Consider the following 26,567-nt stretch of genomic DNA (forward strand, 5'->3'; position numbering starts at 1 on the left):
GTTCCTCCGCTACAAAACCGCCACCGGCACACCCACCACCGGCGACATGAACACACCCCACCACCACAACCACCACCACAACCACGACCACGACCGCGACAGGTGACCGGGATGGACACCACCCACACCAACGGCATCGACCTCGGCGTCGAATAGTGACTTTGCACGGTAGTTGGCCACTTTTCAGACTAGTCGGCCAGAGCTTTCGGGCTAGTTGGCCAGTCTGAGCAGGCTTCTTGGCCAGGGGTCAGGGGTGGTGAGCGAGGAGGACAGTCTGGAGTGCGGTCGAGGTGCCCGGCCCTCGGCGGATGCTGTAGCCGACCTTCCGGCTGACGTATCGCGCCTCGGCCGCCGGCGGCCCGAGTGCTGCCGAGGCGGCGGACTCATCCGGGCTGCGGAGGAGGCGGTCGGCCATCTCAAACACGGCAGCTGCGACCAGCGGTATGGCCGGCGGGTCGCTGTAGGACTTGGTCGCGCTGGCCTGCTTGCCGGGAACCGCGGACCGTTCTACGTAGTCGAGCTGCCGCTGGCGGGCCTCCTCGCCCAGTGCCCGGGCCAGCTCGGGGGTGGCCGCGCGGATCCCCGTCGCGGGCCATGCCATGAAGATCAGCGCAGTGACGACCCGAAGGTCGACGGCCAGCTCACGCGCCGCCGCGAAACCCGCCCGGTCCTCCGCCTTCACGGCCAAGTGGACCGGGCGGACATCGACCAGCCACCAGCCGCCCTGCATCACCGCCAGGCAGTCCGGGATGTGCGAGCGGGCCCGGCCACCCACCGTCGTGAACCGCAGCCGCAACGACTGCGGCACCACACCCCGTACCGCCCCCGCGAAATCCGGCACCCGCAGGAACTTCCGCTCCTCCAGGCCCTCGAACCCGTGCTGACTCTCCATTGTGTCCAGCAGCTCCAGCCCGGCGCGGTGACCCTGGCGAAGATGCCGGCCAAAGTGCCGAACGGACCGGCTCAGCGGCCTGCACTGGAACGCCCACGGCCTGCACCGGAGCGCCCGTGATCTCACTGACCGGACACCACACCTCGGCACCGGTGGGATTCCACGCCACCGTCCACCGACCGGCCCACCCGTCCGACAGATCCAGCGCGCAGCCATCGTCAGGCCCCAGCTCCAGCGGAACGAACGACCCGTCCACCGCGCACAACGCCGACCAGACCCAGGGCTCGCTCCCCTGCAGGCCATGGCAGACCCTCCAGACGCACCCCCACCACAGCGGCCCGGACCAGGCGCCACGTACGGCTGAACACCACCCGGCTCAGAGCCCCGCGTACAGCCTGGCCGACCGGCCAACTACGCCGCACAGACACACCGTGCACGGTAGTTGGCCACTTTGCAGGCCAGTTGGCCAAAATTTCTCGCCCTGACGGCCAGTCCGAGCAGGCTGGTCGGCCACTGGTCAGCGGCGGTGGGCGAGGAGGGCGGCGGGACGCAACCACCGGTGATCGTCCAGTTGCGTTCGGTCGATCAAGCGCGGTTCGGTCGATCAAGCGCGGTCGTGGAGCGTGACCTGGTAGCCGTCGGGGTCGGCGAAGGTGAAGGTCCGACCGAAGGGGCCGTCGACCGGCGCGGAGACGACGGCGCGACCGTCGGCGACGAGCGCGTCGTGGATGGCCTGGACGTCGGTGGCGTGGAGCCAGATCGCGGCACCGACGCCAGGCCGAGCGACGGATGCGAGGTCGGTTCCGGGAACGACGTCGCGGAGTGCGAACGCGATCGGCTTCGTCTCGAAGACCACGGCGTGCGAAGGTCCGGCCGGCGAGCGGACGAGGCCCAGGTACTGCTCGTAGAACGCCCGCGAAGCATCGAGGTCACGCACTTGGAGCGAGATGAAGTCGGGGCCGGTAACGGGCATGAGGACACTCCTTCGGTCATGTCAGTTTTCTGACATGCATCAACGTATGTCAGAATACTGACATGAGTCAAGAAGGTGTCGGCGTCCACCTGGAGACGTCACTGGGCTACCTGCTGAAAGAAGCGTCGAGCGCCCTTCGCGCGGCCATGGAGGAAGTACTGCGGCCGCTCGGGATGAGCGTGACGCACTACTCCTGCCTCGAGCTGCTGGCGCAACGACCGGGCCTGTCGAACTCCGAGCTCGCGCGGGGCGCGTTCGTGACACGGCAGACGATGAACGTGCTACTCCAGGCCCTGGAACGAGACGGCTACGTGACCAGACCCGCGGAGGCACCCGTCGGGAAGGCGCTTCCCACGCGGCTCACAGCGAGCGGCCGACGAAGCCTCCAGAAGGCGAGCGCAGCCGTCCGGTCCGTCGAGGCCAGAATGCTGGCCGGCCTGACCGCCACCGAGCAGTCAGACGCGTTCCGGATCCTGCGGAGCATGATCCATTCCCTGCACAGCGACAACGAGGACGCATAGCCCGTTCCGCGACGCGCTCCGACAAAGAGCGCAGCCGAGCCCGAAATCCGCGTCGGCGACCTTCAAAAACCGACAGACCCCGACCGCACCGTCGGCGTACAGCCTGGCCAACCACCCGGAAAACGTCGGCCAACTACGAAGCACAGTGTGCGACACGAGGTCGCTCCAGATAAGTGAGGACAGCCACGTGAACGAGGTATCGATCGGCTGAACTTCGGGCCAGTGTCCAAGGCCCGTCCCCGCGCTCCCATGCGTCGCCGGTAACGGCGAGGTGTGACGCGGAGCGTTCAAGCCCAAGAGCACCTCGGCCATCGAGGAGCCACACTCGAGGGGAAGGCCGGACGGGACGGGCGAACGTAAGTGAACCCTCGATGATGCCCCGTGATCTGTAAGACCGCGCTGATGGCATGCGGACGGCGGTCACAGGACCCGGTGCCGGGAGGTACCAAGCGACCCGACAGCAGAGAATCCACGACCAGCCCCCCCACCCGCACCCCGCACCCCGCACCCCGCACGACATCGAACTCACCGACGAGACCACCGCCGCACCGGACACGACCACCGGCTTCGACGACAACCTCGCCGGCGAAGCGACCCGCATCACCAACCGCCTACGCGGACTACTCACCCAGATCCACCCGAACCCCGAGCGAGCGCCAGGACCACGGCCCGACCACCCCGCAGTGCCGGCTCCGCCGGAACGGTCCGGCTCACCGGCCGCCCCACGCAAAGCCGGACACCGCCGCCTTGCCGGCGCCACCTGGCCCCTGGCCCCGCACATGTCCGAACGCCCCGTCGAGAACATCCCCACCCCACCCGACGAACAGACCACCCCCGCCCCGAACACCGAAGCGCCCACGCCGACCGTCCCGAGCCCGACCGTCCCGCCGCGGGCCGTCCCCGGCCCGCGAGAACTCCTGGAGAAACGGAACCAGGAACCACTGGACGCACACCCGCCCTCCGCCCCCACACGACGCGGGACCGCCCCCGGAGCCCGAAAGCCCCGGGGGCGGTCCCCTTCACCGAACGAGCGGTAAAGGCGCGGGTGTTACCCCACGAACCGGTCCGCGTCCGCACGGCGACGCGCCCGGTACAGCAGCACACCGCCCAGCGTCAGCAGACCGCCACCGGCCAGACCCGCCGCTGCGAGACCCACGGGCGAACCCGTGTCCGGCAGATGACCCCCACCACCGGCGTGCGGCGGCTTCGAAGGACCACCCGGACGCGGCACCTTCACACAGCCCTCGCCCTTCTCCTTCTCCGGGCACTCCGACACCGTGACACACAGCGACACCGGCCGGGACTCCACCAGCTGCCCCTGCGGATCCCGCGCCGAAGCCGTCGCGACGTTCGTGACATGACCGGCCTTCGCGTCCTCGCCGGTCACCACATACGTGCCACGGCAGGTCGTGCTCGCACCCGGCTCCAGCGTGGCCGACTCGCACACCACCGGGGACACCCGGTCGTCACTGACCGAGACGTCCGTCAGCACCGTCGACCCGGTGTTCGTCACCGTGTACGTGTAGGTGATGGTGTCACCCACCTTCGCGGACCCCGACACGTCGGACTCCTTCACGATCGACAGCGACGACGCGCCGGGGACGGTCTCCACTGTCGCCTCACCCGGCGGGCTCACCACCGGGTGACCCTCCGGATCCGTGCCGTTCGCGGTCGCCTTGTTGGTCACACGACCGGCCTGAACATCCTCCTCGGTAATCGTGTACGAGCCGTGGCACACCGTGCTCTGACCCGGGTTCAGCGTGGTCGCCTCACAGGTCACCGCGGTGACGTGGTCGTCCGTGACGGTGATGCCGTGCACGGGCACAGCACCCGTGTTGGTGACCGTGTACGTGTAGGTGACAGTGTCACCCGCACGGAACGGACCCGCCGCGCCGGCCTTCTTCACGAGGGACAACCGGGCCTCGCCCACCACCGGAACATCCACCTCACCCGGCGGAGACTCCACCGAGTCACCACTGGGGTCGACGCCACTCGCATGCGCCACATTCATCACGTGACCAGCCGCCGCATCCGCCGCGGTGATCACGTAACTGCCGTGACACAACGTGCTCGCACCCGGGTTCAGCGTCGTCGCGTTGCACGTCACCGACGAAACATGGTCATCCGCGACGGTGAGGTTGTGGATGACGGCGGTGCCGCTGTTGGTCACGGTGTACGTGTAGTCGACCACGTCACCGACATGGAACGGACCAGCGCTGTCAGCGGTCTTCTCGATCGACAGCGACGCCACACCCACCACCGGAACAGTCGCCTCACCAGGCGGACTCACCACCGGCTCACCATCCGGATCCGTACCGTTCGCGTGCGCCGTGTTGGTCACGTGACCGGCCTGGACATCCGCCGCGGTCACGACGTAACTACCGTGGCACAACGTGCTCTGCCCGGGGTTCAGCGTGGTGCTGTTGCAGGTCACCGACGCGATGTGGTCATCCGCGACGGTGATGTTGTGGACGACGGCCGTACCGGTGTTCGTGACGGTGTACGTGTAGTGGACGGTGTCACCGACGTGGAACGGACCCGCACTGTCCGCCGTCTTCTCGATCGACAGCGACGCCACACCCACCACGGGAACAGTGGCCTCGTCAGGCGGGCTCTGCACCGGCTCACCCTCCGGATCCGTGCCGTTCGCGTGAGCCGTGTTCGTCACGTGACCGGCCTGCACATCCGCAGCGGTGATGACGTAACTGCCGTGACACAACGTGCTCTGCCCGGGGTTCAGCGTCGTCGCGTTACACGTCACCGAGGCGACGTGGTCGTCCGTCACAGTCACGTTGTGGACGACGGCCGTACCGGTGTTGGTCACGGTGTACGTGTAGTTCACCGTGTCACCGACCTCGAACGGGCCGGCACTGTCCGCGGTCTTCTCGATCAACAGCGACGCCTCACCGACCACCGGGACGGTCGCCTCGTCAGGCGGGCTCTGCACCGGCTCACCATCCGGATCCGTACCGTTCGCGTGAGCGGTGTTCGTCACGTGACCGGCCTGCACATCGGCAGCGGTGATGACGTAACTGCCGTGGCAGGTGGTGCTCTGCCCGGGGTTGAGCGTCGTCGCGCTACACGTCACCGAGGCGACATGGTCATCCGCGACCGTGACGTTGTGGATGACGGCGGTGCCGGTGTTCGTGACGGTGTACGTGTAGTGGACGGTGTCACCGACCTCAAACGGACCCGCGCTGTCCGCCGTCTTCTCGATCGACAGCCGGGCCTCACCCACCACCGGAACCGTCGCCTCGTCAGGCGGGCTCTGCACCGGCTCACCCTCGGGGTCGGTGCCGTTCGCGTGCGCCGTGTTGGTCACGTGGCCGGCCTGAACATCGGCAGCGGTGATCACGTAACTGCCGTGGCACAGCGTGCTCGCACCCGGGTTCAACGTCGTCGCGTTGCAGGTGACCGAGGCGACATGGTCATCCGTCACGGTCAGGTTGTGGACAACGGCGGTGCCGGTGTTGGTGACGGTGTACGTGTAGTTGACGGTGTCACCGACCTCGAACGGGCCGGCGCTGTCCGCCGTCTTCTCGATCGACAGCCGGGCCTCGCCCACCACGGGAACAGTGGCCTCATCGGGCGGGCTCTGCACCGGCTCACCCTCCGGGTCGGTGCCGTTCGCATGAGCCGTATTCGTCACATGACCCGCCGCCACATCCGCGGCAGTGACCGCGTAACTGCCGTGACACAACGTGCTCTGCCCGGGGTTCAGGGCCGTCGCGTCGCACGTCACCGAGGCGACGTGGTCATCCGACACGGTCAGGTTGTGGACGACGGCCGTACCGGTGTTCGTCACGGTGTAGGTGTAGTTGACGGTGTCACCGACATGGAACGGGCCGGCGCTGTCAGCGGTCTTCTCGATCGACAGCCGGGCCTCGCCCACCACCGGAACCGTCGCCTCGTCAGGCGGGCTCTGCACCGGCTGACCCTCGGGGTCGGTGCCGTTCGCGTGAGCGGTGTTGGTTACGTGGCCGGCCGCCGCATCCGCCGCGGTCACCACGTAACTGCCGTGACACAACGTGCTCGCACCCGGGTTCAGGGTGGTGGTGTTGCAGGTGACCGACGCGACGTGGTCATCCGCGACCGTGAGGTTGTGGACAACGGCGGTGCCGGTGTTCGTCACGGTGTACGTGTAGTTCACCGTGTCACCGACCTCGAACGGACCCGCACTGTCCGCCGTCTTCTCGATCAACAGCGACGCCTCACCGACCACCGGGACGGTCGCCTCGTCAGGCGGGCTCTGCACCGGCTCACCCTCCGGATCCGTACCGTTCGCGTGAGCCGTGTTGGTCACGTGACCGGCCTGCACATCGGCAGCGGTGATGACGTAACTGCCGTGACACAACGTGCTCGTACCCGGGTTCAGGGTGGTGGTGTTGCAGGTGACCGAGGCGACATGGTCATCCGCGACCGTGACGTTGTGGATGACGGCCGTGCCGGTGTTGGTCACGGTGTACGTGTACGCCACGGTCTCACCCACATGGAACGGGCCGGCGCTATCCGCGGTCTTCTCGATCGACAGCCGGGCCTCGCCCACCACCGGAACAGTGGCCTCATCAGGAGGACTCACCACCGGCTCACCCTCCGGATCCGTACCGTTCGCGTGAGCGGAGTTGGTCACGTGACCGGCCTGCACATCGGCAGCGGTGATGACGTAACTGCCGTGACACAACGTGCTCGCACCCGGGATGAGCGTGGTGGTGTTGCAGGTGACCGCGGCGACGTGGTCGTCCGACACGGTCAGGTTGTGAATGACGGCGGTGCCGGTGTTCGTGACGGTGTAGGTGTAGTTGACGGTGTCACCGACGTGGAACGGACCAGCGGAATCCGCGGTCTTCTCGATCGACAGCTGCGCCTCGCCGACGACCGGGACGGTCGCGTCGTCAGACGGGCTCTGCACCGGCTGACCCTCGGGGTCCGTGCCGTTCGCGTGAGCGGTGTTGGTCACGTGGCCGGCCTGGACATCGGCAGCGGTGATGACGTAACTGCCGTGGCAGAGCGTGCTCTGACCGGGGTTGAGCGTCGTCGCGTTGCAGGTGACCGATGAAACGTGGTCATCCGCGACGGTCAGGTTGTGCACCGCCGCCGTACCGGTATTGGTCACCGTGTACGTGTAGCTCACGGTCTCACCGACATGGAACGGGCCGGCCGAGTCCGCCACCTTCTCGATCCTCAACTCCGCGATACCCACCACGGGAACGGTCGCCTCACCAGGAGGACTCAGCACCGTCTGACCCTCGGGGTCGGTGCCCTCCGCGTGCGCCGTGTTCGTCACATGACCCGCCGCGACATCCGCCGCCGTCACGACATACGAACCATGGCACAGCGTGCTCGCACCCGGGTTCAGAGTCGTCGCGTCACACGTCACCACAGCAACGTGGTCATCCGTAACGGTCAGATTGTGCACCACAGCCGTACCGGTGTTGGTCACCGTGTACGTGTAGCTCACGGTCTCACCCACATGGAACGGACCAGCGCTGTCCGCCACCTTCTCGATGGACAACTGGGCCTCGCCCACCACCGGCACAGTCGCCTCAGTGGGCGGACTCACCACCGGCTCGTTCTCCGGGTCGAGACCGCTCACATGCGCAGTGTTGGTCACATGCCCGGCCGTGACATCCGCCGCCGTAATGACATACGTGCCATGGCAGAGCGTGCTCTCACCGGCGGGCAGCGTCATCCGGTCGCACGTCACGGGCGAGATGAGATTGTCGCTCACGTCCAGGTCGTGCACGGGAGCGGTGCCCGCGTTGGTCACCGTGTACGTGTAGGCGACGGTGTCGCCCACGTGGAATGGGCCCGCGCTGTCCGGCGTCTTCTCGATGGTCAGGACGGCGTCACCGGCGATGTCGATCGTCGCCTCACCCGGAGGACTCTGAACATCCTGACCCTCGGGGTCCGTGCCGTGCGCGTGAGCCGTATTCGTCACATGCCCGGCCGTCACATCCGCCGCCGTCACCACATACGAACCGTGACAGAACGTGCTCTCACCAGGGTTCAGCGTCGTCCTGTCACAGTCCACCCCCGCGATGTGATCGTCCGACACAGCCAGGTTGTTCACCGTCGCCGTACCGACGTTGGTCACCGTGTACGTGTAGTCGACCGTGTCACCCACATGGAACGGACCAGCAGAGTCCGCAGCCTTCTGAATGACCAGCGCCGCAATACCCAACACCGGGACAGTCGCCTCGTCGGGCGGACTCACCACCGTCTGACCCTCAGGGTCCATACCCTCAGCATGAGCCGTATTCGTCACATGACCGGCCGTGACATCCGCCGCCGTCACCACATACGAACCGTGACAGAGCGTGCTCTCACCGGGGTTCAGCGTCGTCGTGTTACACGTCACCACAGCGACATGGTCGTCCGCGACCGACAGGCTGTGCACCGCGGCGGTGCCGGTGTTGGTGACGGTGTACGTGTAGGCAACGGTGTCACCGACATGGAACGGACCAGCACTGTCCGCCACCTTCTCGATGGTCAGCTCCGCGATACCCACCACCGGAACAGTGGCCTCACCAGGAGGACTCACCACCTCCTGACCCTCAGGATCCGTACCGTTCGCGTGAGCGGTGTTGGTCACATGACCGGCCGTGACATCCGCCGCCGTAACGACGTACGAACCGTGACAGAGCGTGCTCTCACCGGGGTTCAGCGTCGTCGCGTCACACGTCACCAAGGCAACATGGTCGTCAACGACAGTCAGGCTGTGCACCGCCGCCGTACCCGTGTTGGTCACCGTGTACGTGTACGAAACCGTGTCACCGACGTGGAACGGGCCGGCGGAATCCGCCTCCTTCTCAAGAGTCAGCAGCGCCTCGCCTACCACCGGGACGGTCGCTTCACCAGGCGGGCTCTGCACCGTCTGGTCCTCGGGGTCGAGGCCGCTCGCGTGAGCGGTGTTGGTCACATGACCGGCCGTGACATCCGCCGCCGTAACGACGTACGAACCGTGACAGAGCGTGCTCTCACCGGGGTTCAGCGTCGTCGTGTCACAGGTCACCGTCGCAACGTGGTCGTCGGTCACGGTGAGCGCGTGCACGGCCGCCGTACCGGTGTTGGTCACCGTGTACGTGTAGCTGACGGTCTCACCCACATGGAACGGACCAGCAGAATCGGCCACCTTCTCGATGGTCAGCTCGGCGATACCCGCCACCGGAACAGTGGCCTCACCGGGAGGACTCTGCACCGGCAGGCCCTCGGGGTCGGTGCCGTTCGCGTGAGCCGTGTTGGTCACGTGCCCGGCCACGACATCCGCGGCAGTGATGACGTACGAACCGTGGCAGAGCGTGCTCTGGCCCGGGTCCAGCGTCGTCGTGTCACACGTCACCGCCGCGACATGGTCGTCGGTCACGGTGAGCCCATGAACGGTGGCCGTACCGGTGTTGGTCACCGTGTACGTGTAGTTGACGGTCTCGCCCACGTGGAACGGGCCGGCGCTGTCGGCGGTCTTCTCGATGGACAGCTCGGCGATGCCCAGAACGGGGACGGTTGCCTCACCGGGCGGGCTCTGCACCGGCAGGCCCTCGGGGTCAGTGCCGTCGGCGTGGGCCGTGTTGGTCACGTGACCGGCCGCAACATCCGCGGCAGTGATGACGTACGAGCCGTGGCAGAGCGTGCTCTCACCAGGGTTGAGCGTTGTCGTCACACAGCCCACCGGCGTGATGTGGTCGTCCACGACGTTGAGGTTGTGCACGGCCGCCGTACCGATGTTGGTCACCGTGTACGTGTAGTTGACGGTGTCACCCAGGTGGAACGGGCCCGCGCTGTCGGCGGTCTTCTGGATGGTCAACTCGGCCTCGCCCACCACCGGGACGGTGGCTTCGCCGGGCGGGCTCTGCACCGGCAGGCCCTCGGGGTCGGTGCCGTCGGCGTGGGCCGTGTTGGTCACGTGACCGGCCGCAACATCCGCGGCAGTGATGACGTACGAGCCGTGGCAGAGCGTGCTCTGCTCCGGGAGCAGCGTCGTCAGGTCACAGGTCACGGCTGGGACGTGGTCGTCCACGACCTTGACGTTGTGCACCACGGCGGTACCGGTGTTGGTCACCGTGTAGGTGTAGTTGACGGTGTCACCGAGGTGGAACGGGCCGGCGCTGTCGGCGATCTTCTCGATGGTCAGCTCGGCGATGCCCACGACGGGCAGTGTCACTTCTTCCGGTGGGCTGAAGATTTCTTCGCCCAGCGGGTTGGTGCCCACGGCCTGGGCTCTGTTGGTGAGGTGGCCGAGTGCCAGGTCTGCTTCGGTGACGAGGTACGTGCCGTGGCAGAGGGTGCTCTCGGTGGGGTTGAGGGTGGTGGTGTCGCAGATGATGTCCGTCGAGTGGTCGTCGGTGACGAAGACGTTGTCGAGGACGGTCTGGCCGGTGTTCGTCACGGTGTACGTGTAGTTGACGGTGTCACCGACGTGGACGGGGCCGGGGGTGTCCGCTTCCTTGGCCAGGGAGACCGAGGAGGGGCTGATGACCGGGACTGTCGCGTCTGTCTCCGGGGAGTCGACCGGCTCGCCGTTGGCTGTGCCGTGCGCCGTCACGTGGTTGGTGACTTCTCCCAGGTCCGCGTCCTCCGGCGTGACCACGTAGGTTCCATGACACTTGGTCACGTCCCCGGGGCTGCCGCGTGGGGCGAGGGTGGTGAAGTCACAGGTGATGTTGGTGACCCGGTCGTCCTGCAGGAAGAGGTCGGTGATCTCGGTGCCGCCGGTGTTGTTCACGACGTACGTGTAGGGGATGGTGTCGCCCACGTTGAACGGCCCGGGGGTGTCCACCTGCTTGATGACCTCGAGGCCCGGCGGTTCCACCACTGGGATGTCCTCGGAGGAGGGTGGTGAGGTCACCGGGCCGCCGGGTGTGGTTCCGCTGGCTTGCGCGGTGTTGGGGATGTGACCGGCGGCCCCGTCTTCGGGTGTGACCACGTAGACCGCTGTGCAGGTGACTGTCTGGCCGGCCGCCAGCGTGCTCACCGGGCAGGTGATTCCGCCGATCTTCGGGTCGGTGACCACCAGGTTGTCGATGTCCACGTTCCCGGAGTTGGTGACGACGAAGTCGTACGGGACCGGGGTGCCGACTGTCAGGTCGGCGGGCAGCGGCCGGTGGGCCTGCTTGACCAGGTTGAGTTCCGGCAGCGGCTCCTCGGTGGCGATCACCACGTTGCGGATCAGGTGCACGTCGGTGAACAGGCCCGTGGAGCCGGCGAAGCCGAACTTGTAGGTGGAGGGGACGGGTTGCGGTGCGGGGGTGCTCAGCACCTGGTGCTCGCCCGTGCCGTCGTTGAAGTCGACTCCGATGGTCAGGAGCGGGTTCGGCGACGGGGTCAGGTGGACGTGCACCCGGCGGCGGGACGGCTCGAGCAGCGTCTGGGCCTGCGGCGGCGTCACATCCGGCGGGAGGAACGTCAGCGGGCCCTGCAGGGTGCCCGGCAGGGTGGACGGCCACGGGCCGCTGGTGGTGAAGTTGCTGGTCGTCGCGGTCAGGAAGCAGTAGCCCTCGACGCCGTCGCCGGGCCCGCGGACGGTGACCATGTTGGCGCCCGGCGCCGGGATGTAGAAGCCGGTGCCGGAGGGGGAGCGCTCGCCGGGCGGGCAACCGTTGCCGCGGTGCTCCCAGTCGCCGAAGTAGTTGCCGAGCACGTCGAGTCCGACGCCCAGGTAGCCGCTGTCGACGCCCGGCAGGAACGGTTCGGCCGGATTGTCGCCGGGCAGCTTCTGCGCGTAGCCGAGGCTGCCACCGAACGCTCCCGGGTGGGTGAGTGTGACGTCACCGTTGACCAGGAAGAACGAGATGCCGTCGGCCGGGGTGGCGGGCGTGGTGCTGCCGTACTGCCACTGGTCGAAGTGCACGTCCAGACCGGCGTTGGCCGGCAGCGCCTGGTCGAACAGCACCGCGCCGCTCTCGTCGTTGGCGGAGTCGGTGATCCGCAGGTAGCCGAACGGTGCGCTGTCCAGCGGCGGCACCGGCCCGATCTCCGGGGTCGGACAGCCCGTCAGCTGGTGGCCGCCCCCTGGAAGGGGGTTCGTGACGGGTCCGCCGGTGAGGCAGGCCGCGCCGACTGCGACGAACCTCGAGTCCGCGGTGGCGCCGGTGAAGTCCTCGTTCAGCAGCGTGGAGCCGAGGGCCCGGAGACGCTCCGGTGGCGCGGCGTGGTGGCGGGTTGGCGCTGCTGCCTGGGCCCATGAGCCGGCCAGGCCTGCGCTGATCAGGCCCAGGGTGGCTGCGGCACTGATGAAGCGGGCCGTTCGGGATCTGAGCCGACCCGGTCCGCGGAAGAGTCTCGTCATGCCCTTGACTATGTGCAGCCACTACTCGCAGTTATCGCTTTGTACTATCAGTGGACCTATCGAATCGCTCGGATGCTCGAGCAGCGGATGCCGCCGGAAACGGCAGCACCCTGACTTGGTGTCAGGCTCTCCGAGGAGCTCGGACTGACTTGACGTCAGACCTGGTGAGGCAGACCGCCGGTGATTGTTCAGCAGAAAGGAAACTGCTGGGGGTACGGGCGTCATTCGCCTGCGCGGGCGAGCACCCAGGGGTGAACCTTCGTTCCGTCCCTCCCCTTGCGGGCGCAGGACCGAGTGCTCGCCTTAGCGACCACATGGACGCACGGCCGCATTGCGGGCCCCCGCGTCCCATGTCGTTCTGGAATCGGCGGGGCCCACCACCGCGCCCCGCCGGCCATCGAACTTCTCGGAGGAGAACTTTCATGCGTGCTCTCAAGCGTGTCCTGGCCATCGGCGCTCTCACCGCCCCTCTCGTGATCGGCTGCGCCGGGCTCGCGTCCGCCCACGAGGGTCCTCACGAGGGTCCGGGCGCCCACTGGAGCAAGTCCCAGTTCATCGCCAACGAGGAAGGGGCCGGCTTCGCGGAGGCGTTCTCCTTCGTCGGCCCGGACGGGGTCGAGCACGGCAAGCGGTGGATCTGGGCGGACGACCACGGTGTCTCCGGCTCCTTCATCGAGTCCGGCGCCCACTTCTAGAAGCCGGGCCAGGTGTCCGGCGGGCACGCCCCGCCCGCCGGACAACCGCCCGCCCCACACTCATCGACCCGCGCGTCCCGGCCTCCGTGGCCGAGCGACCGCGGGTCGATGCGTGTTCCGGGGCAGCAGCCGGGACGGCTCAGCAACGCAGCGCCCCCCGGCCACGGAGGCCGGGACGGCTCAGCGGCAGAGCGCCGCGTCGACGGCGTCGGCCACGCGCTGCTGGACCTCCGGCGACGGGGCCTCGGTCACCGCGACGTTCGCCGCGCGGCCGTCCTCGGTGACGCCGCCGCGGGTGACGTAGCCGGGGAGGCTGCCGCCGTGGCCCCAGGACAGGCCGCCGCAGGGCAGCGGGCGGCTGGCGAGGCCCAGGCCGTATCGTGCGCCGGGGCCCATGTACTCGGCCGGGACGGTGGTCCGCATCTGCGCGAGCTGGGCCGGTGGCAGCAGTTGACCGCCGATCAGGGCGGAGAAGAAGCGGTTCAGGTCGGTGTTGGTGGAGATCATCGCGCCGGCCGCCCAGGCCCAGGACGAGTCCATCTCGGTGATGTCGAGGGGCGGGGTGCCGGGTTCCTCGACCACGTAGCCGTGGGGGTGGCGCTCACGGATGGTCAGCTCGCCCGGGGCGGGGAAGTAAGTGTGGCGCAGGCCGACGCGGTCGATCACCCGCTTGGTGATCTCCTCCCCCACGGGGCGCCCAGTGACCTTCTGGACGATCAGTCCGGCCACCAGGTATCCGGTGTTGCTGTACTTCCAGCCGGCGCCGGGGGCGAAGTCCGGCCGGTGCGCGAGGGCGATGTCGAGCAGTTCGCGCGGCTCCAGGTACTGGTCGGCCCGGGAGAACTCCAGGAATTCGGTGTAGTTCGCCAACCCGCTGGTGTGCTGGAGGACTTGGCGGACCGTTATGCGCCGCCCGTCGATGCCGTCGCCGTGGATCAGGCCGGGCAGGTAGGTGTCGAGGGAGGCGTCCAGGTCCACCTTGCCCTCCGCCACCAGCTGGAGGACGACGACCGCGACGAAGGTCTTGGTGTTGCTGCCGACCCGGACCTGCCCGTCGGCGGGGACCTTCGCGCCGGTCGCCAGGTCGCCGACGCCCGCGGTGTAGTCGCGGGTGCGGCCGTCCCGGCCCCGGACGGCCGCCAGCGCGCCGGGCACGTGGTCGCCGGTGACCAGCGCGTCGAGCCGCTGCTGGACGATGTCGGCCGCCTTGGCCTCGGCGGGCGCCTTGGCCTCGGCGGGCGCGGCGTGGGCGGACGCGGCGTGGGCGGACGGGGCGAGTCCGCCGAGCAGGAGGGCCGCGGCGGCAACGGCGAAGGCGTAACGACGGTACGGGGGTGGCGAGTTCACGAGGTGTCTCCTTGAGCGGGGCGGAGTGCCGGTCCGCTCCAGAAGACCATGCGGCTCTGCGGGTTTCCGTCGCCTCCAGGAAGGGGCGGCCGTCGCCTCCGAGGAGGAGTGCCGTTCGCCGCCTGTCGTCCTGACGGTGTATCAGGAACCCTGATCCGGCTCTGTGGCGGAGAGGCTCAGCATGAAGGGTGAGCCGTTCGCGGTGGGGTTCCAGCCCTGGGCGCGGGCGGTGCGGATGCCGTGGGCGACTTCGCGCGGCAGGACCAGGTCGGTCGGGGTGGGGTCGGGCTCGAGGCGGGCCCGGCGGCCGGTTTCGACGACGAGGGTGGTTCCGGGGCGGTTCGCGTCCTCGGCGACGTAGCCGAGGGTGCCGCCTTCGTAGTCGCAGCAGAGGTGTCGTCGGCTGGCGTGCCAGCGGTATTCGGCGCCGTCGACGACGATGCGGCGGGTGCCTTTCTTGGCGAGTGCCATGGTGGCGCCTTTCGACTTCGGGGGGCGGTGGGTCCGCGGACAGTGTCGTGGGGGCGGCGCGCGGGTGTCACCGGGTTTTCCGGTGCGGCAGCGAGGAGCCCGCGTCAATCGGCGGGGCGGTCCCAGAGGCGGGCGAGATGGGTGTGCAGGAGGTGTTCGGCTTCTTCGGGGGTGCGGTGGCCGATCAGGACGTGGGCGGTGAGGCCGTCAGTGAGGGCGAGCAGGGTGCGGGCCTCGTGGGCGGGATCGGGGTGGTCTCCGGCGGCGGCGATGAGCCCGGTGAGCAAGGTCTCCAGGTCGGTGTAGCTGGTGCGCAGCGCGGCGGCGAGGGTGGGGTGGACGGCGGCGGCGGCGAGGAAGGCGATCCAGGTACGGGCCTGGGCGCGGTGCCGGGTCTGGAGCAGGGCGATCTCGCGGGCGAGGTGGCCGACGGTGCTGGCCGGGGACTGGGCGGGGGCGGCGAGCAGGCTGGCGTGGGCGCGGGCGGTGACCTGGTGGCCGATGTGGGCGAGAGCGAAGTGCAGCATCTCGTCCTTGGTGCGGAAGCAGCGCTGGACGGCGCCCATGGAGACCTGGGCGCGGGCGGCGACGTCGCGGAGGGTGGCGGCTTCGATGCCCTGTTCGTCGATCAGGGCGCAGACGGCGTCGGCGATCTGACGGCGGCGTTCCTCGTGGTCGACCTGTTTGGGCATCTGTTGGGGCCTCCCGTCGATTTTATTCGATGCGAGTGTATCGGTTCGCGGGCTAGAGTGCGGCTCGGTTCCGATGCAACCGCATCGGAACCGACCGAGAAACCCAGGAGGACCGGATCCATGTGGAAACTTTCCGCCGCCGAGCTCGCCGCTGCCGTCCGCAGCGGCGAGGCGTCCGCGCTCGACGTGGTGGACGCCCATCTCGACCGGATCGCCGAGGTGAACCCGCGGGTCAATGCCATCACCCAGCTGCTCGCCGACCGGGCCCGTGCCGAGGCCCGCCTGCTCGACCGGCGCCGGGCCGCCGGCGAGGAACTCGGTCCATTGGCCGGGGTGCCGTTCACGGTCAAGGAGTGCATCCGGATCGAGGGGGTGGCGACCACGTTCGGCACGCCCCGCTTCGCCCACATGATCGCCCCGGAGGACGCGATCTCGGTGGCCCGGCTGCGGGCGGCCGGGGCGATCCCGCTCGGCCACAGCAACATGCCGACGCTGATCCTGTCCGGCATGCACCCGCGCAGCGAGCTGTACGGCGAGACCCTCAACCCGTGGGACCCGGGGCGCACGCCCGGCGGCACCAGCGGCGGGGACGGGGTGGCGGTGGCCACCGGGATGGCCGCGCTGGGGCTCGGCAACGACTCCGGCGGCTCGGTCCGCATCCCCGCCGTGTTCTGCGGCGTCGCGGCGCTCAAGCCGTCCGCCGGGCGGTTCGCCGCCGACCAGCGCATCCTGGGCCCGGACGACCCCGGGCCGGCCTCCCAACTGCTGGTCCACGACGGCCCGTTGGCCCGGACGGTGGCCGACCTGCGGATCGCGTACGAGGCGCTGTCCGGGCCCGACCCGCGCGATCCGCGTGCCGTTCCGGCGCCGCTGTACGGCCGTCCGTTCGACGCTCCGCCGAAAGTCGCCGTGGTCACCGACCCGGGCGGGCTCGGCGTCCACCCGACCGTCCGCCGGGCCGTCGAGCGGGCCGCCGGGGCGCTGGCGGACGCGGGGTACGAAGTGCGCGAGGTGCCCGACGCGCCCCGGATGGCCGAGGCGTTCGAGGCCTACCAGCAGCTCACCAACACCGAGTTCGCGCCCGCCTGGCCCGCCGTCCGGCAGGTGCTCGGCGAGGGCGGCGACCGCTACATCGGCTTCGCGATGCGCAAGGTGCCGCCGGTCGACGCCGCCCGGCTGATCGCGCTGATGGGCACCTGGACGAACATCCGCCGGTCCTGGGCGGAGTTCATCGCGGAGTACCCGCTGCTGCTCGGCCCGGTCTTCACTGAGCCGCCGGTCGAGCCCGGTCTGGAGTCGCGCGACCAGGCGGGCCGGGACCGGGTCGCTGCCGCCATGGCGCTGAGTTCGGTGACCAGTTTCGTCGGCGTCCCCGCCGTCGCGGTGCCCACCGGCGTGGGCGACGGCCTGCCGACGGGCGTCCAGCTCGTCGGCAGGCCGTTCCGCGAGGACCTGTGCCTCGCCGCCGCCCAGCAGATCGAGGACCGGCTCGGCATCCTCGCCCCCGTCGACCCGGTGTTCTGAGGCAATCTCCGGGCCCCGGCGGGCCGCAACCCGCCGGGGCCGTGGGGGCGTCAGGCGCGGCGTCGCACCGCGCCGACGGCGGCGACCAGGGCGCCGAGCACCGTCGCGGCGACCGGCACCAGCAGCGCCGCGCGGAACGCCTCCACCATCCGCTCGCTGGTCACCTGGACGGAGGCGCACCAGCGGGAGATCGCCGCCGCCCGGGCGGCGTACGACGCGCGCGGGGGCGGGGCCTGAGGAACCGTCAGCCGGTGATGTCCACGTCGACGGTGAAGTCCTGCCCGCCGGGCGGGCAGGGCTTGGCCTCGCCGCAACTGCTGCGGTGGGCGGTCAGCCGGACCGTGCCGGCGGTGCGGGCGGTGAAGGCGGTGGTGACGGTGCCGCAGCCGCTGCCGGGGCGGCAGGAGGGCGCGGCGGCGGTGGAGGGTTCGTCGGTGGGGGCGAGCAGGCCGGGGTCGGTGCTGGTGGCGGGCGACCAGTAGGTGCTGTGGAGCTCGGTGCGGACGATGGTGCCGGGCGCGACGGTGATGTGGGTGCGGTCGGCGGATTCGTCGAGCACGACGGGACCGGTGGAGGCGGTGGCGCCGGTGGAGGCGGTCGCCGGGCCTGCGGCGGTGGTCGTGGCGGACCCACAGGCGCTCAGCGCGGCAAGGGCGAGGGCGAGCAGGGCGGCTGCGGCGGTCTTGATCAGCTTCGGGGTCATGGCTTCGTCTCTCTGAACGGGTCGGGCCGGCGGGCGTGCGGTGATGGGACGCGGCGGCGGCCCTACTGGATCCCCTGCGCAACGGCGCCGGGGCGGGCCCGTGGTGGGCCCGCCCCGGCGCCCCCTGGGGGAGGCTGTTACCGCGTCAGGAGACGTTGAGCGCGGTGTCGTCGATCACGAAGCTGGTCTGCTGCGAGGAGTCCTCGGTGCCGGTGAACTTCAGGGTGACGCTCTGACCCGCGTAGGAGGACAGGTCGAAGGACTTCTGCACGTACCCGGTGGCGGCGTTCACGTTGGAGTAGGTCGCCAGGGTGGTGGAGTTGGCCTGGACGGTCAGCTTGTCGTAGGCGGTGGTGCCGGTCTCGGCGGTGTCGATGTGCAGCCAGAAGCTGAAGGTGGCCTTGCAGCCGGCCGGGATGGTCACCGTCTGGGCGACGGTGTCGGTGTGGGCGGAGCCGTAGCCGTCCAGCCAGGCCTTCCAGGAGCCGCTGTGGGCGGGCTGGGAGGTGGAGTTGTCGACCACGCCGGCGCTGGTGGTCCACGGCGCGGCGGTGCCGGTCTCGAAGCCGGCGTTGCCGAGCAGCTGGCCGGCGGTGCAGGTGCCGCCGCCGGTGCCGGCCTCGCTCCAGCTGAAGCTGGTGGAGCCGGCCGCGCCGGTGGTGTCGGTGGCGCTGACGGTCACCGAGGAGGTGCCCGCGGCGGTCGGGGTGCCGGAGATCAGGCCGGTCGAGGAGTTGATCGACAGGCCGGCCGGCAGGCCGGTGGCCGCGTAGGTCAGGGTCTGGCCGGACGCCGAGTCGGTGGCGTGGATCTGCAGGCTGGCGGCGGTACCGACGGTGCCGCTCTGGGTGCCGGGGTTGGTCACCGTGACGGTGTTGGTGGTGCCGCCGCCGTGGGTGAGGATGGCGTGCGTGATGGCGCAGGAGTTGGTGTCGTTCGACCAGCTGGCCTGCTCGGCGAAGGTGCCGTACGAGCCGAAGCTGACGTTGGCGGCGCCGCCGGCGGTGCCGGGCTGGAGCCAGGCGCACTCGTCGGAGTTCTCCTGGCCGTTGTACGAGGAGCCGGAGACGTGGTTGGTCCAGCCGCCGGCCGGGTTCTGGTCGGACATCATCTCGTGCCACTCGTGGCCGAGGGTCATCGTCCAGCCGTCCAGGGTTCCGGGCGAGTTGACAAAGCCGACGCCGCACGAGGAGCCCATGTCGATGTTGTACGGCTGGTTGGAGAACGCGATGTCGCCGTAGTTGGAGGTGACGGCGCCGCCGGTGAGGGTGGTGTCGCCGTTGTAGTCGTGCCAGGCGCAGTAACCCTGGGTCGGGCTCTGGTAGTTGTCCGGGTTGGTGCCCTTCGGCGACAGCACCACGTAGTACGCGTCGCGGTTGGCCGCGGCGGTGGTGTTGCCGAAGTGGGCGGCCGCGTTGACGGCTTCCACGCCGAGCTGGTGGCCGGTGGAGGAGGCCGGGGAGGCACCCGCGTTGTCGTACCAGACGCCGGAGAGCACGCCGCCGGTCTGGTAGGGGATGAACGCGGCGTTCGACGGGCAGGAGACCGCGCCGGAGGCGACGTTCGGGCCGTCGCACCACTGGGTGAGGTCGGCGGACCAGGTCTCGCCGTTGGTGCCGATGCCCTTGAACATGTTCTGCGCGGCCTGCGCGGCGCCCGCCGCGTCGTTGGAGAACGTCAGGTTGCCGTTGGCGTCGGTTCCCTGGGAACCCCACTGGTTGCCGTAGAACACCAGGTAGACCTTGGAGTGGCCGCTCTGCACGCCGATGCCGTCGACGCCGCCGCCGTAGGACAGGGTCTGCTGGCCGGTGGCCGCGGCCTGCAGCTGGTGGGCTATCTGGTCCTGCTTCTGCTTGGCGTGCTGCTTGACGCCCGGGACGGTGCTGTTGGTCTGCGCCGGGGCGAACGGGTTGAACTCGTTGGAGACGCCTCCGGTTCCGGCGGAGCCGTGGTGCGCCTGGCCGGAGACCGACGGCACGGCGGCCGGCTCGGGGGTGGCGGCGTTCGCCGGGGCCGCGGTGGCGGCGAGGCCGGCGGCGGCGAGCGCGAGCGAGGCGGCGGCGGTCAGCGCCGCCATCCTCGAACGCATGGCGGTGGGGGTCATACCCATGGGTGGGGAGCCTCTCTCCTCCGGCCGCCCGTACCTCGGTGGGGCGCAGTGCGGCCGATAAACCTGGGGGCGGGAGCGGACGGTGGGGCACGACCGGGAACGATTGCCGCCCACGGAAATACGCGGCATTCCGTATTTCCGGTGGCGGCAGGCGAATTGACGGAGCCTCGTACGGGGCCGGTCGTCCGTCTGCGGCCTGAAGCAAAGCAGAGCTGCCGATGGACAGTCAATGGACCCGGTTAAGGGAAAACTCAGGAACCTTGTTCACGCAGGTGGAGGCGCGTGCCGGTGCGGGGCTTCACTCTCCGGCGGCGTCAACAGTTTTCAAGTTGGCATCCCTGTTCTTGGCTGTTCGGGTGGAATTCAGTACCGCCCCTTTGCGAGGTTTTTGAATTCTGGTCGCAGTGAAGAAGCCCGGCCGGTGGGTTGTCAGTCCGTCAGGTTGGCGGGGCGGTGGGCGTGGTAGCCGTCGCCGTCCTTGAGGCCGTAGGTGTGCGTGGTGTAGCGGGTGCCGACGCCGCCCGCCTGCTCGTAGGCGTGGTAGGAGGTGTGCTTGCTGTTGTCCCAGCTGTCGAAGATGACCACGTGGCGGTGGTCGGGGTCGCTGCTGTTGGCCTTGATGACCAGGTCGCCCTGCCGCAGTTCGGACATCTTGATCGCCCTGGTCCAGCCGTCGTTCTTCAGCGCGACGGTGTTCGGGCCGGACTTGGGCAGGCGCAGCGTCATCGAGGCGTAGCCGGAGCAGTCCTGGCGGTAGCCGTCCGACCAGGTCTTGTGCTGGCTGTAGGGAACGGGCTTGCCGTGGTCGGCGGTCAGCCAGGCCTTGGCGCGGCGGATCTCCTCGGCGCGGGTGGTCTTCGGGGCGTCGGCGGCCCGGGTGGTGGTGACGGTGTCCGCGGCGGTGGCGAGGGTGGGGGTGCCGAGGGCCAGGGTGCCGAGCAGGACGAGGGCGGTGATGCTCCGGCGGTGGGTGCGGTTCATGGTGGTGTTTCCTTTTCGGGGTGGGGGGTTGAGGTTCGGTCAGCCGAGGTGGGCGAGGCGGCGCAGGGCGGCGCGGTCGCCGTGGAAGACGTCGGCGTCCATCGGGAGGCCGGCGGTGCCGGGCAGTTGGGCGTGGTCGCTGTGCTGCCAGAAGTCCCAGGTGGTGGCGCCGGGCAGCGGGCGGGGTTCGGTGGTGCCGTAGCGGGCGAGCCAGCTGGGGTGGCCGGCCAGGTCCTTCGTTCCGCCGAGGCAGTCGTCGACGATGTCGCGGCGGGTGTAGACGGCCGGTGCGCTGCCGGTGGCGTGTTCGACGCGCCGGAGGAAGGCCCCCAGCTGGGCGAGTTGCAGCCGGTGGCCGTCACGGGTGCATGCCTCGACGTCCACGGCGGGTGGCAGTTCGCCCGGCTTGGTGCCGGTGTGGCCGGCGCCGCGGAGGGTGTCGAGGAAGTGGTCGGCCTGGGCGGCGCCGTCCTGGTCGGGGCGGAAGTAGTGGTAGGCGCCGTGGATCAGGTTGGCGGAGCGGGCGCCGGCCAGGTCTCGGGTGAACCAGTTGTCGACGGTGCCGGTGCCTTCGGTGGCCTTGAGCCAGACGAACTGCTGGCCGTCGTGGGCGATCGTGGGCCAGTCGTAGGCCTTCTCTCCGTTCGTGGTCTCGTGGTTGTGGTGCGAGCTGTCGAAGCCGCGGACGGTGTAGGTCTGAGGGCCGCCGGCGGCGTCGGCGGGGGCGGCCGGTCCGAATGCTGCGAGCGCCAGCAAGCAGGCGGCGCGACGGGTGGGCGTCATGGGCAGGTCCTCCTGGGTGCGGTGGTGACGGAGCGTCAGTGCGGCGGTGATTGCTGCGGCCCCGGTGACAGCGTTGCCCGCCGGATGCCGCCCGCGCACCGGTTGCCGGTTGTCGTCCGGGCCCGGCACCTCGACAACCCCTCCCACCTGCCCGTTTCCTGACGGCCTCCCGGGTGGCGCGGCGCCCCGTGTCCGGGGTCGGGCGGGCTCGTTGGGTGGGGTGGAGTCGAGGGAGGCGGGGTCGCGGTGAGCACCGAGGGCGATCGCGGGCGGGTGCCCGGGCAGGGTGGGCGCGGGGCCGGGTTCGGGGCGGTGCTGCGGGAGCGGCGGCAGTCGGCCGGGCTCTCGCAGGAGAAGCTGGCCCGTCAGGTGCACTACGACAAGAGCCACATCAGCAAGGTGGAGAGCGGCGACAAGCCGCCCACGGCGGCGTTCGCGCGGGCCTGCGACCAGGCGTTGCGGACGGGTGGCGCGCTGCTGGAGCTGGCGGTGCGCGGTCAGTGCCCGTACCCGGGGCTGGCGAGTTTCGGGGCGGAGGACGAGCGCTGGTTCCACGGGCGGGACCGGGCGCGCGCGGAGTTGCTGGCGCTGCTGGGCGAGCGACTGGCGGACCGGGGCGGCCCGGTCGCGGTGGTGGGCCCGTCGGGTGCGGGCAAGTCCTCGCTGTTGCGGGCGGGGCTGGTGCCGTCCCTGCGGCGCGGCGCGCTGCCGGCGCTGGGGGCGGTCGACGCCGAGGTCTTCTCCCCCACTGCCGAACCGATGGCGCGGCTGAACGCGCTCGCCCGGGGCGCCTGCCCGGTCTGGATCGTCGACCAGGCCGAGGAGTTGTTCACGCTGTGCGCCGATCCGGGTGAGCGGCGGGCGTTCCTGGACCGGCTGTGCGAGGAGGCCGGACCGGACGGCAACCGGCTGGTGGTGCTGGGCCTGCGGGCCGACCTGTACGGGCACGCGCTGGCGCACCAGGGCGTGTTGGCGGCGGTGCGCCGCGGTCAGCTCGCGCTGGGGCCGATGAGCGCCGAGGAGTTGAGCCGGGCGATCACCGCACCGGCCCGCACGGCCCGGCTGGAGCTGGAGCCTGGCCTGCTGGAGGTGCTGTTGGCCGATCTGGGCCTGGACGGCGCCGCGGCCGGCGCCCCGGACAGCGGCGCCTACGACCCGGGGGCGCTGCCGCTGCTCGCGCACGCGCTGCGCGCGGTGTGGCAGCAGCGCTGCGGGCGGGCGCTGTCGCTGTCCGGCTACCGGGCGATCGGCGGCCTGCACGGTTCGGTGGCGCTGACGGCGGAGCGGGCCTGGTCGCGGCTGGACGGTCCGGCCCGGGTGGCGGCCCGCCGGGTGCTGCTGCGGCTGGTCCACCTCGGGCCGGACGGTCAGGTGTCGCGGCGGCGCGCCGAACTGTCGCAGCTGGCGGCGGCCGACGCCGAGCCGGGCCAGGTGGAGCAGGTGCTGGCGTCGTTCGCGGACGACCGGCTGATCACCCTGGACGCGGCCGGCGCGACGCTCTCCCACGAGGCGCTGCTGCGGGCCTGGCCGCGGCTGCGCGGCTGGATCGAGGACAGCCGCGACGAGTTGAGACTGCATCAGCAGCTGACCCAGGACGCCGAGAACTGGGCGGCGTCGGGCCGCGAGGAGGCCCTGCTGCCCCGGGGCAGCAGGCTGGAGGTGGTCCGGGCCTGGGCGGCGTCCGACGGCGGGCGCGGACTGGCACCGGTGGAGCGGGACTTCCTGGCCGCCGCCGCGCACCGCGCCGACCAGGAGCGCCGGGCGGAGCGCCGCCGGGTCCGGACCCGGCGTCAACTGGCGGGCATTCTGGCCCTGTTGCTGGTCGCGGCGGCGCTCGCCGGCGACCTGCTGCGGCAGGAGCACGAGCGGGCGGAAGCGGCGACGGACGGCCGCAGCGCACTGGTGCTGCTCTCCGAGGCGCAGCGCAGTTCGTCCCGCGACCCGTACGGGGCGCTGTGGCAGTCGGTGGCGGCGCGCCGGATCGCCGAGGCGGGCGTTCCGGAGCTGCGCCGGGAGGCGGACGACGCGGTGCTGAGCACCCAGGGCCAGTACCTGGCGGGGCGGATCCCGGGTTTCGAATACGGGGTGAACGGGCTGGCGCTGAGCCCGGACGGGAAGCTGGTCGCCACGGGTGACGCGCAGGGCCGGGTGACGCTGTGGGATTCCGCGACCACCGCGCGGGTCGCCGAGCTCCAGGGGGAGGTCGGGCATCCGGTGCAGGATCTGGAGTTCGGCCCGGACGGGTCGGTGCTGGCCGCCGCGCTCACGGGCGACGAGCGGCGCCGGATCCTGCTGTGGCGGGTGGCCGACCGGGCGCCGTTGCCCGCCCCGGTGATGCCCGTGAACGGCGAGGGCAGGCCGGCGAAGGCCAAGCGGCTGGCGTTCAGCCGGGACGGCGCGCTGCTGGCGGCGGGCTCCGGCGACAAGGCGCTGCTGGGCCAGGTGTGGGTGTGGCGCACGGACGCGGGTGCGGCGCCGCCGGTGCGGACGCTGGCGGACCATGCGGGCGCGATCCAGGGGTTGGCGTTCGGCGCCGGCCACCAGTTGGCCTCGGCGGATGTCGGCGGCGCGGTGCTGGTGCGGGACGTGGACGCGCCGCCGCGGCGGGACGGCGGTGCGCCGGTGGTGTTCGCGGGCCGCTCGCCGTCGCCCCGGTCGCTGGCGTTCGCGGCGGGCGGCGGGCTGCTGGCGGTCGGCGACGAGCAGGGCGGGATCCGGTTGTGGCATGCGGGGGCCCCGGACACCGGGCCGCAGCAGTGGCCGGCCACTGACCTGCCGCCCGGTCATGTCGGTTCGGTGAACGCGCTGGACCTGACGCCGGACGGCGCCACCCTGGTCTCCGCGGGCGACGACGCCACCGCCCGGGTGTGGGACGTGGCGACCGGCCGGGTGGCGGCCGAGCTGCACGGCCATCCGACGTTCGTGCTGGGCGCGGCGATCGGCCGGGACGGCCGTACCGTCGTCACCTCGGCCGCGTTCGGTTCGCCGCCGGGCAGTGTGCTGGTCTGGGATCTGCGGCGGGGCACGGATCTGGCGCCGTGGCCGGAGCATCCACAGGTCACGGCCGTCGCCGCGGCCGGGGACCGGGCGGCGGTCGGCACCGCCGACGGCCGGCTCGCGCTGTGGGACGTGGGCGGGCCGGTGCCGCGTCCGATCGATGTCACGGGTCCGTCGGGCAGCGCGGTCACCGCGCTGGCCTTCGACCGGGGCGGCCGCGCCCTGGCGAGCGGCACCGACAGCGGCGCGGTGCAGGTCCGCGGTGCGGCGGACGGCGCGGTGCGGGCCTCGCTGCGGGTGACGGGCCGGGTGTCGGCGGTCGCGCTGAGCCCCGACGGGTCGCAGCTGGCGGTGGGCACCAGATCCGGCCGGCTGCTGCTCGGCCCGCCGGACGGCTCGCCGTTGCAGGAGCGCCGGCCCGCGAACGACGACCGCGTCCACGCCCTGGTGTTCCTCGGTGACGGCGCCGAGCTGGCGTTCGCCGGTGACTCGCAGTTCGTCCGCCTGCTCACCGTCGCCGATCCGGGGCGGCCGGTCCGCGCCAGCGCCTACGGGCACGCCGATCAGGTGCGCCGGCTGGCCGTCAGCCCGGACGGCCGCTACCTGGCGACCGCCGGGAACGACCGGCTGGTGAATGTGTGGGACACCCGCACCGGTGCGCGACTGGACACCGCCCGGCGCTCGTTGGACGACACGGTGCTGGCGCTGGCGTTCGCCCGGGACGGCCGGGCGCTGGCGGCGGTCGGCCGCGAGGGCCGGCTGCGCCGCTGGGACACCGCGCACCCGAACGCCCCGGCCACCACCCTCACCGGCCCGGCGCAGTCGCTGAACGGTCTCGCGTTCCTGCCCGACGGCCGGGCCCTGGTCGGCGGCGACGACGGCACCGCCCCGCTGTGGAGCCTGTCGCCGGACGCCGCGGTGGCGCGGGCCTGCGCGGTGCTGCGGGCCCCGCTCCCCCGCGACGAGTGGTCGCGGCTGCTGCCTGCCGTCGGCTACCGCCCGGACTGCGGCTGACCCGACGGGCCGTCGGGCCGGCGTGACTGCACCAGGGCGACGTAGCGGACGGTGAAGACCATCGGCACGGCGAACCCGGCGAGCTGGACCAGCAGCGAGGCCAGCGAGTGGCCGTGGCCCGCGTGGGCGAGCACGCCCAGGACGACGGCGGTGATCGCGAACGCGGCCGTCCACACCGAGGTGATGATCACGTTGACCCGGATGAACGGCTTGAGCGGCCAGATCTCGGGCGGGGTGCTGCGCTTGGCGATGCCGAGCGTGAACGGCTTGCCGATCAGCAGCGAGGTGCCGGCGATGACGGCGAGGCAGGCGGAGGAGAGCGTCGCGGAGTAGTCGCGGATGCCGGAGTGCGGGTCGGCGAAGGCGAGTACGGCGAGCGCGGCGAAGTACAGCGCGGAGCCGAGTTCGATGATCAGCGCGTCCCAGGCGGCTCCGGCCCTGCGCTGCTGGAGGATGACGGCCGAGGCGACGACCAGACCGGCCAGGGCGGCCCACTGCCACTGGGCGGACGGGATCACCGCGAAGACGATCCAGGGCAGGAAGGTGCGCAGGTACGACATTTCGGTGTGGATTCCCCCTCGG

Annotated in this window: 15 protein-coding genes; 4 read left to right on the forward strand and 11 right to left on the reverse strand. The window is 70.7% G+C overall.

The features are described from left to right. Positions 1-247 precede the first annotated feature (247 nt). Positions 248-892, reverse strand: coding sequence for a hypothetical protein (locus ACFYS8_RS35280; protein WP_387649392.1), 645 nt, complete (start codon positions 890-892; stop codon positions 248-250). A 604-nt stretch (positions 893-1,496) separates the two neighbouring features. Beyond that, positions 1,497-1,865, reverse strand: a complete 369-nt coding sequence (locus ACFYS8_RS35285) for a VOC family protein (RefSeq protein ID WP_387649394.1) — start codon at positions 1,863-1,865, stop codon at positions 1,497-1,499. Between the two features lie 62 nt (positions 1,866-1,927). Between ACFYS8_RS35285 and ACFYS8_RS35290 the strand changes: the two genes are divergently transcribed. Then, entirely contained in the window at positions 1,928-2,386 is a 459-nt protein-coding gene (locus tag ACFYS8_RS35290) for a MarR family winged helix-turn-helix transcriptional regulator (RefSeq protein ID WP_387649397.1), read from the forward strand. Between the two features lie 1,048 nt (positions 2,387-3,434). On the opposite strand, the gene ACFYS8_RS35295 is transcribed toward ACFYS8_RS35290, so the two are convergent. Next, the gene (locus tag ACFYS8_RS35295) at positions 3,435-12,668 is read right to left on the reverse strand and encodes a hypothetical protein (RefSeq protein ID WP_387649399.1); all 9,234 of its coding nucleotides are present in this window, start codon (positions 12,666-12,668) and stop codon (positions 3,435-3,437) included. Between the two features lie 422 nt (positions 12,669-13,090). Here ACFYS8_RS35295 and ACFYS8_RS35300 point away from each other — a divergent pair, with 422 nt between their 5' ends. After that, complete coding sequence (locus tag ACFYS8_RS35300; protein ID WP_387649402.1) at positions 13,091-13,363, forward strand: hypothetical protein; 273 nt, start codon at positions 13,091-13,093, stop codon at positions 13,361-13,363. Positions 13,364-13,543: 180 nt separating this feature from the next. Here the strand turns inward: ACFYS8_RS35300 and ACFYS8_RS35305 are convergent, their stop codons facing one another. From ACFYS8_RS35305 to ACFYS8_RS35315, 3 genes are all read right to left on the reverse strand, one after another. Further along, positions 13,544-14,710: a serine hydrolase domain-containing protein gene (locus ACFYS8_RS35305; RefSeq protein ID WP_387649404.1), complete on the reverse strand. Its 1,167-nt coding sequence runs from the start codon at positions 14,708-14,710 to the stop codon at positions 13,544-13,546. Positions 14,711-14,851: 141 nt separating this feature from the next. After that, complete coding sequence (locus tag ACFYS8_RS35310; protein ID WP_387649406.1) at positions 14,852-15,181, reverse strand: hypothetical protein; 330 nt, start codon at positions 15,179-15,181, stop codon at positions 14,852-14,854. Between the two features lie 104 nt (positions 15,182-15,285). After that, positions 15,286-15,873: a TetR/AcrR family transcriptional regulator gene (locus ACFYS8_RS35315; RefSeq protein WP_387649408.1), complete on the reverse strand. Its 588-nt coding sequence runs from the start codon at positions 15,871-15,873 to the stop codon at positions 15,286-15,288. Positions 15,874-15,993: 120 nt separating this feature from the next. On the opposite strand from ACFYS8_RS35315, the gene ACFYS8_RS35320 reads away from it, so the two are divergent. Further along, positions 15,994-17,397 (forward strand): amidase, encoded by a 1,404-nt coding sequence (locus tag ACFYS8_RS35320; protein WP_387649409.1) that lies wholly within the window; start codon positions 15,994-15,996, stop codon positions 17,395-17,397. A gap of 244 nt (positions 17,398-17,641) precedes the next feature. Here ACFYS8_RS35320 and ACFYS8_RS35325 read toward each other — a convergent pair whose 3' ends face one another. From ACFYS8_RS35325 to ACFYS8_RS35340, 4 genes are all read right to left on the reverse strand, one after another. Next, positions 17,642-18,100, reverse strand: coding sequence for a hypothetical protein (locus ACFYS8_RS35325; protein ID WP_387649412.1), 459 nt, complete (start codon positions 18,098-18,100; stop codon positions 17,642-17,644). Between the two features lie 145 nt (positions 18,101-18,245). Next, the gene (locus ACFYS8_RS35330) at positions 18,246-20,210 is read right to left on the reverse strand and encodes a putative Ig domain-containing protein (protein ID WP_387649414.1); all 1,965 of its coding nucleotides are present in this window, start codon (positions 20,208-20,210) and stop codon (positions 18,246-18,248) included. A gap of 429 nt (positions 20,211-20,639) precedes the next feature. Then, on the reverse strand, positions 20,640-21,191 hold the full coding sequence (locus tag ACFYS8_RS35335) for a hypothetical protein (protein WP_387649417.1): 552 nt from the start codon (positions 21,189-21,191) through the stop codon (positions 20,640-20,642). A gap of 39 nt (positions 21,192-21,230) precedes the next feature. After that, complete coding sequence (locus tag ACFYS8_RS35340) at positions 21,231-21,974, reverse strand: glycoside hydrolase family 25 protein (RefSeq protein WP_387649420.1); 744 nt, start codon at positions 21,972-21,974, stop codon at positions 21,231-21,233. A 246-nt stretch (positions 21,975-22,220) separates the two neighbouring features. Between ACFYS8_RS35340 and ACFYS8_RS35345 the strand changes: the two genes are divergently transcribed. After that, positions 22,221-25,985, forward strand: coding sequence for a helix-turn-helix domain-containing protein (locus tag ACFYS8_RS35345; protein ID WP_387649423.1), 3,765 nt, complete (start codon positions 22,221-22,223; stop codon positions 25,983-25,985). Here the strand turns inward: ACFYS8_RS35345 and ACFYS8_RS35350 are convergent. Further along, a complete protein-coding gene (locus ACFYS8_RS35350; RefSeq protein WP_387649426.1) occupies positions 25,964-26,545 on the reverse strand; it encodes a hypothetical protein in 582 nt (193 codons plus the stop codon). The genes ACFYS8_RS35345 and ACFYS8_RS35350 overlap by 22 nt on opposite strands. Positions 26,546-26,567: the final 22 nt, after the last annotated feature.

Origin of the sequence: Kitasatospora sp. NPDC004615 (genome assembly GCF_042873545.1) — a bacterium.
Classification (GTDB): domain Bacteria; phylum Actinomycetota; class Actinomycetes; order Streptomycetales; family Streptomycetaceae; genus Kitasatospora.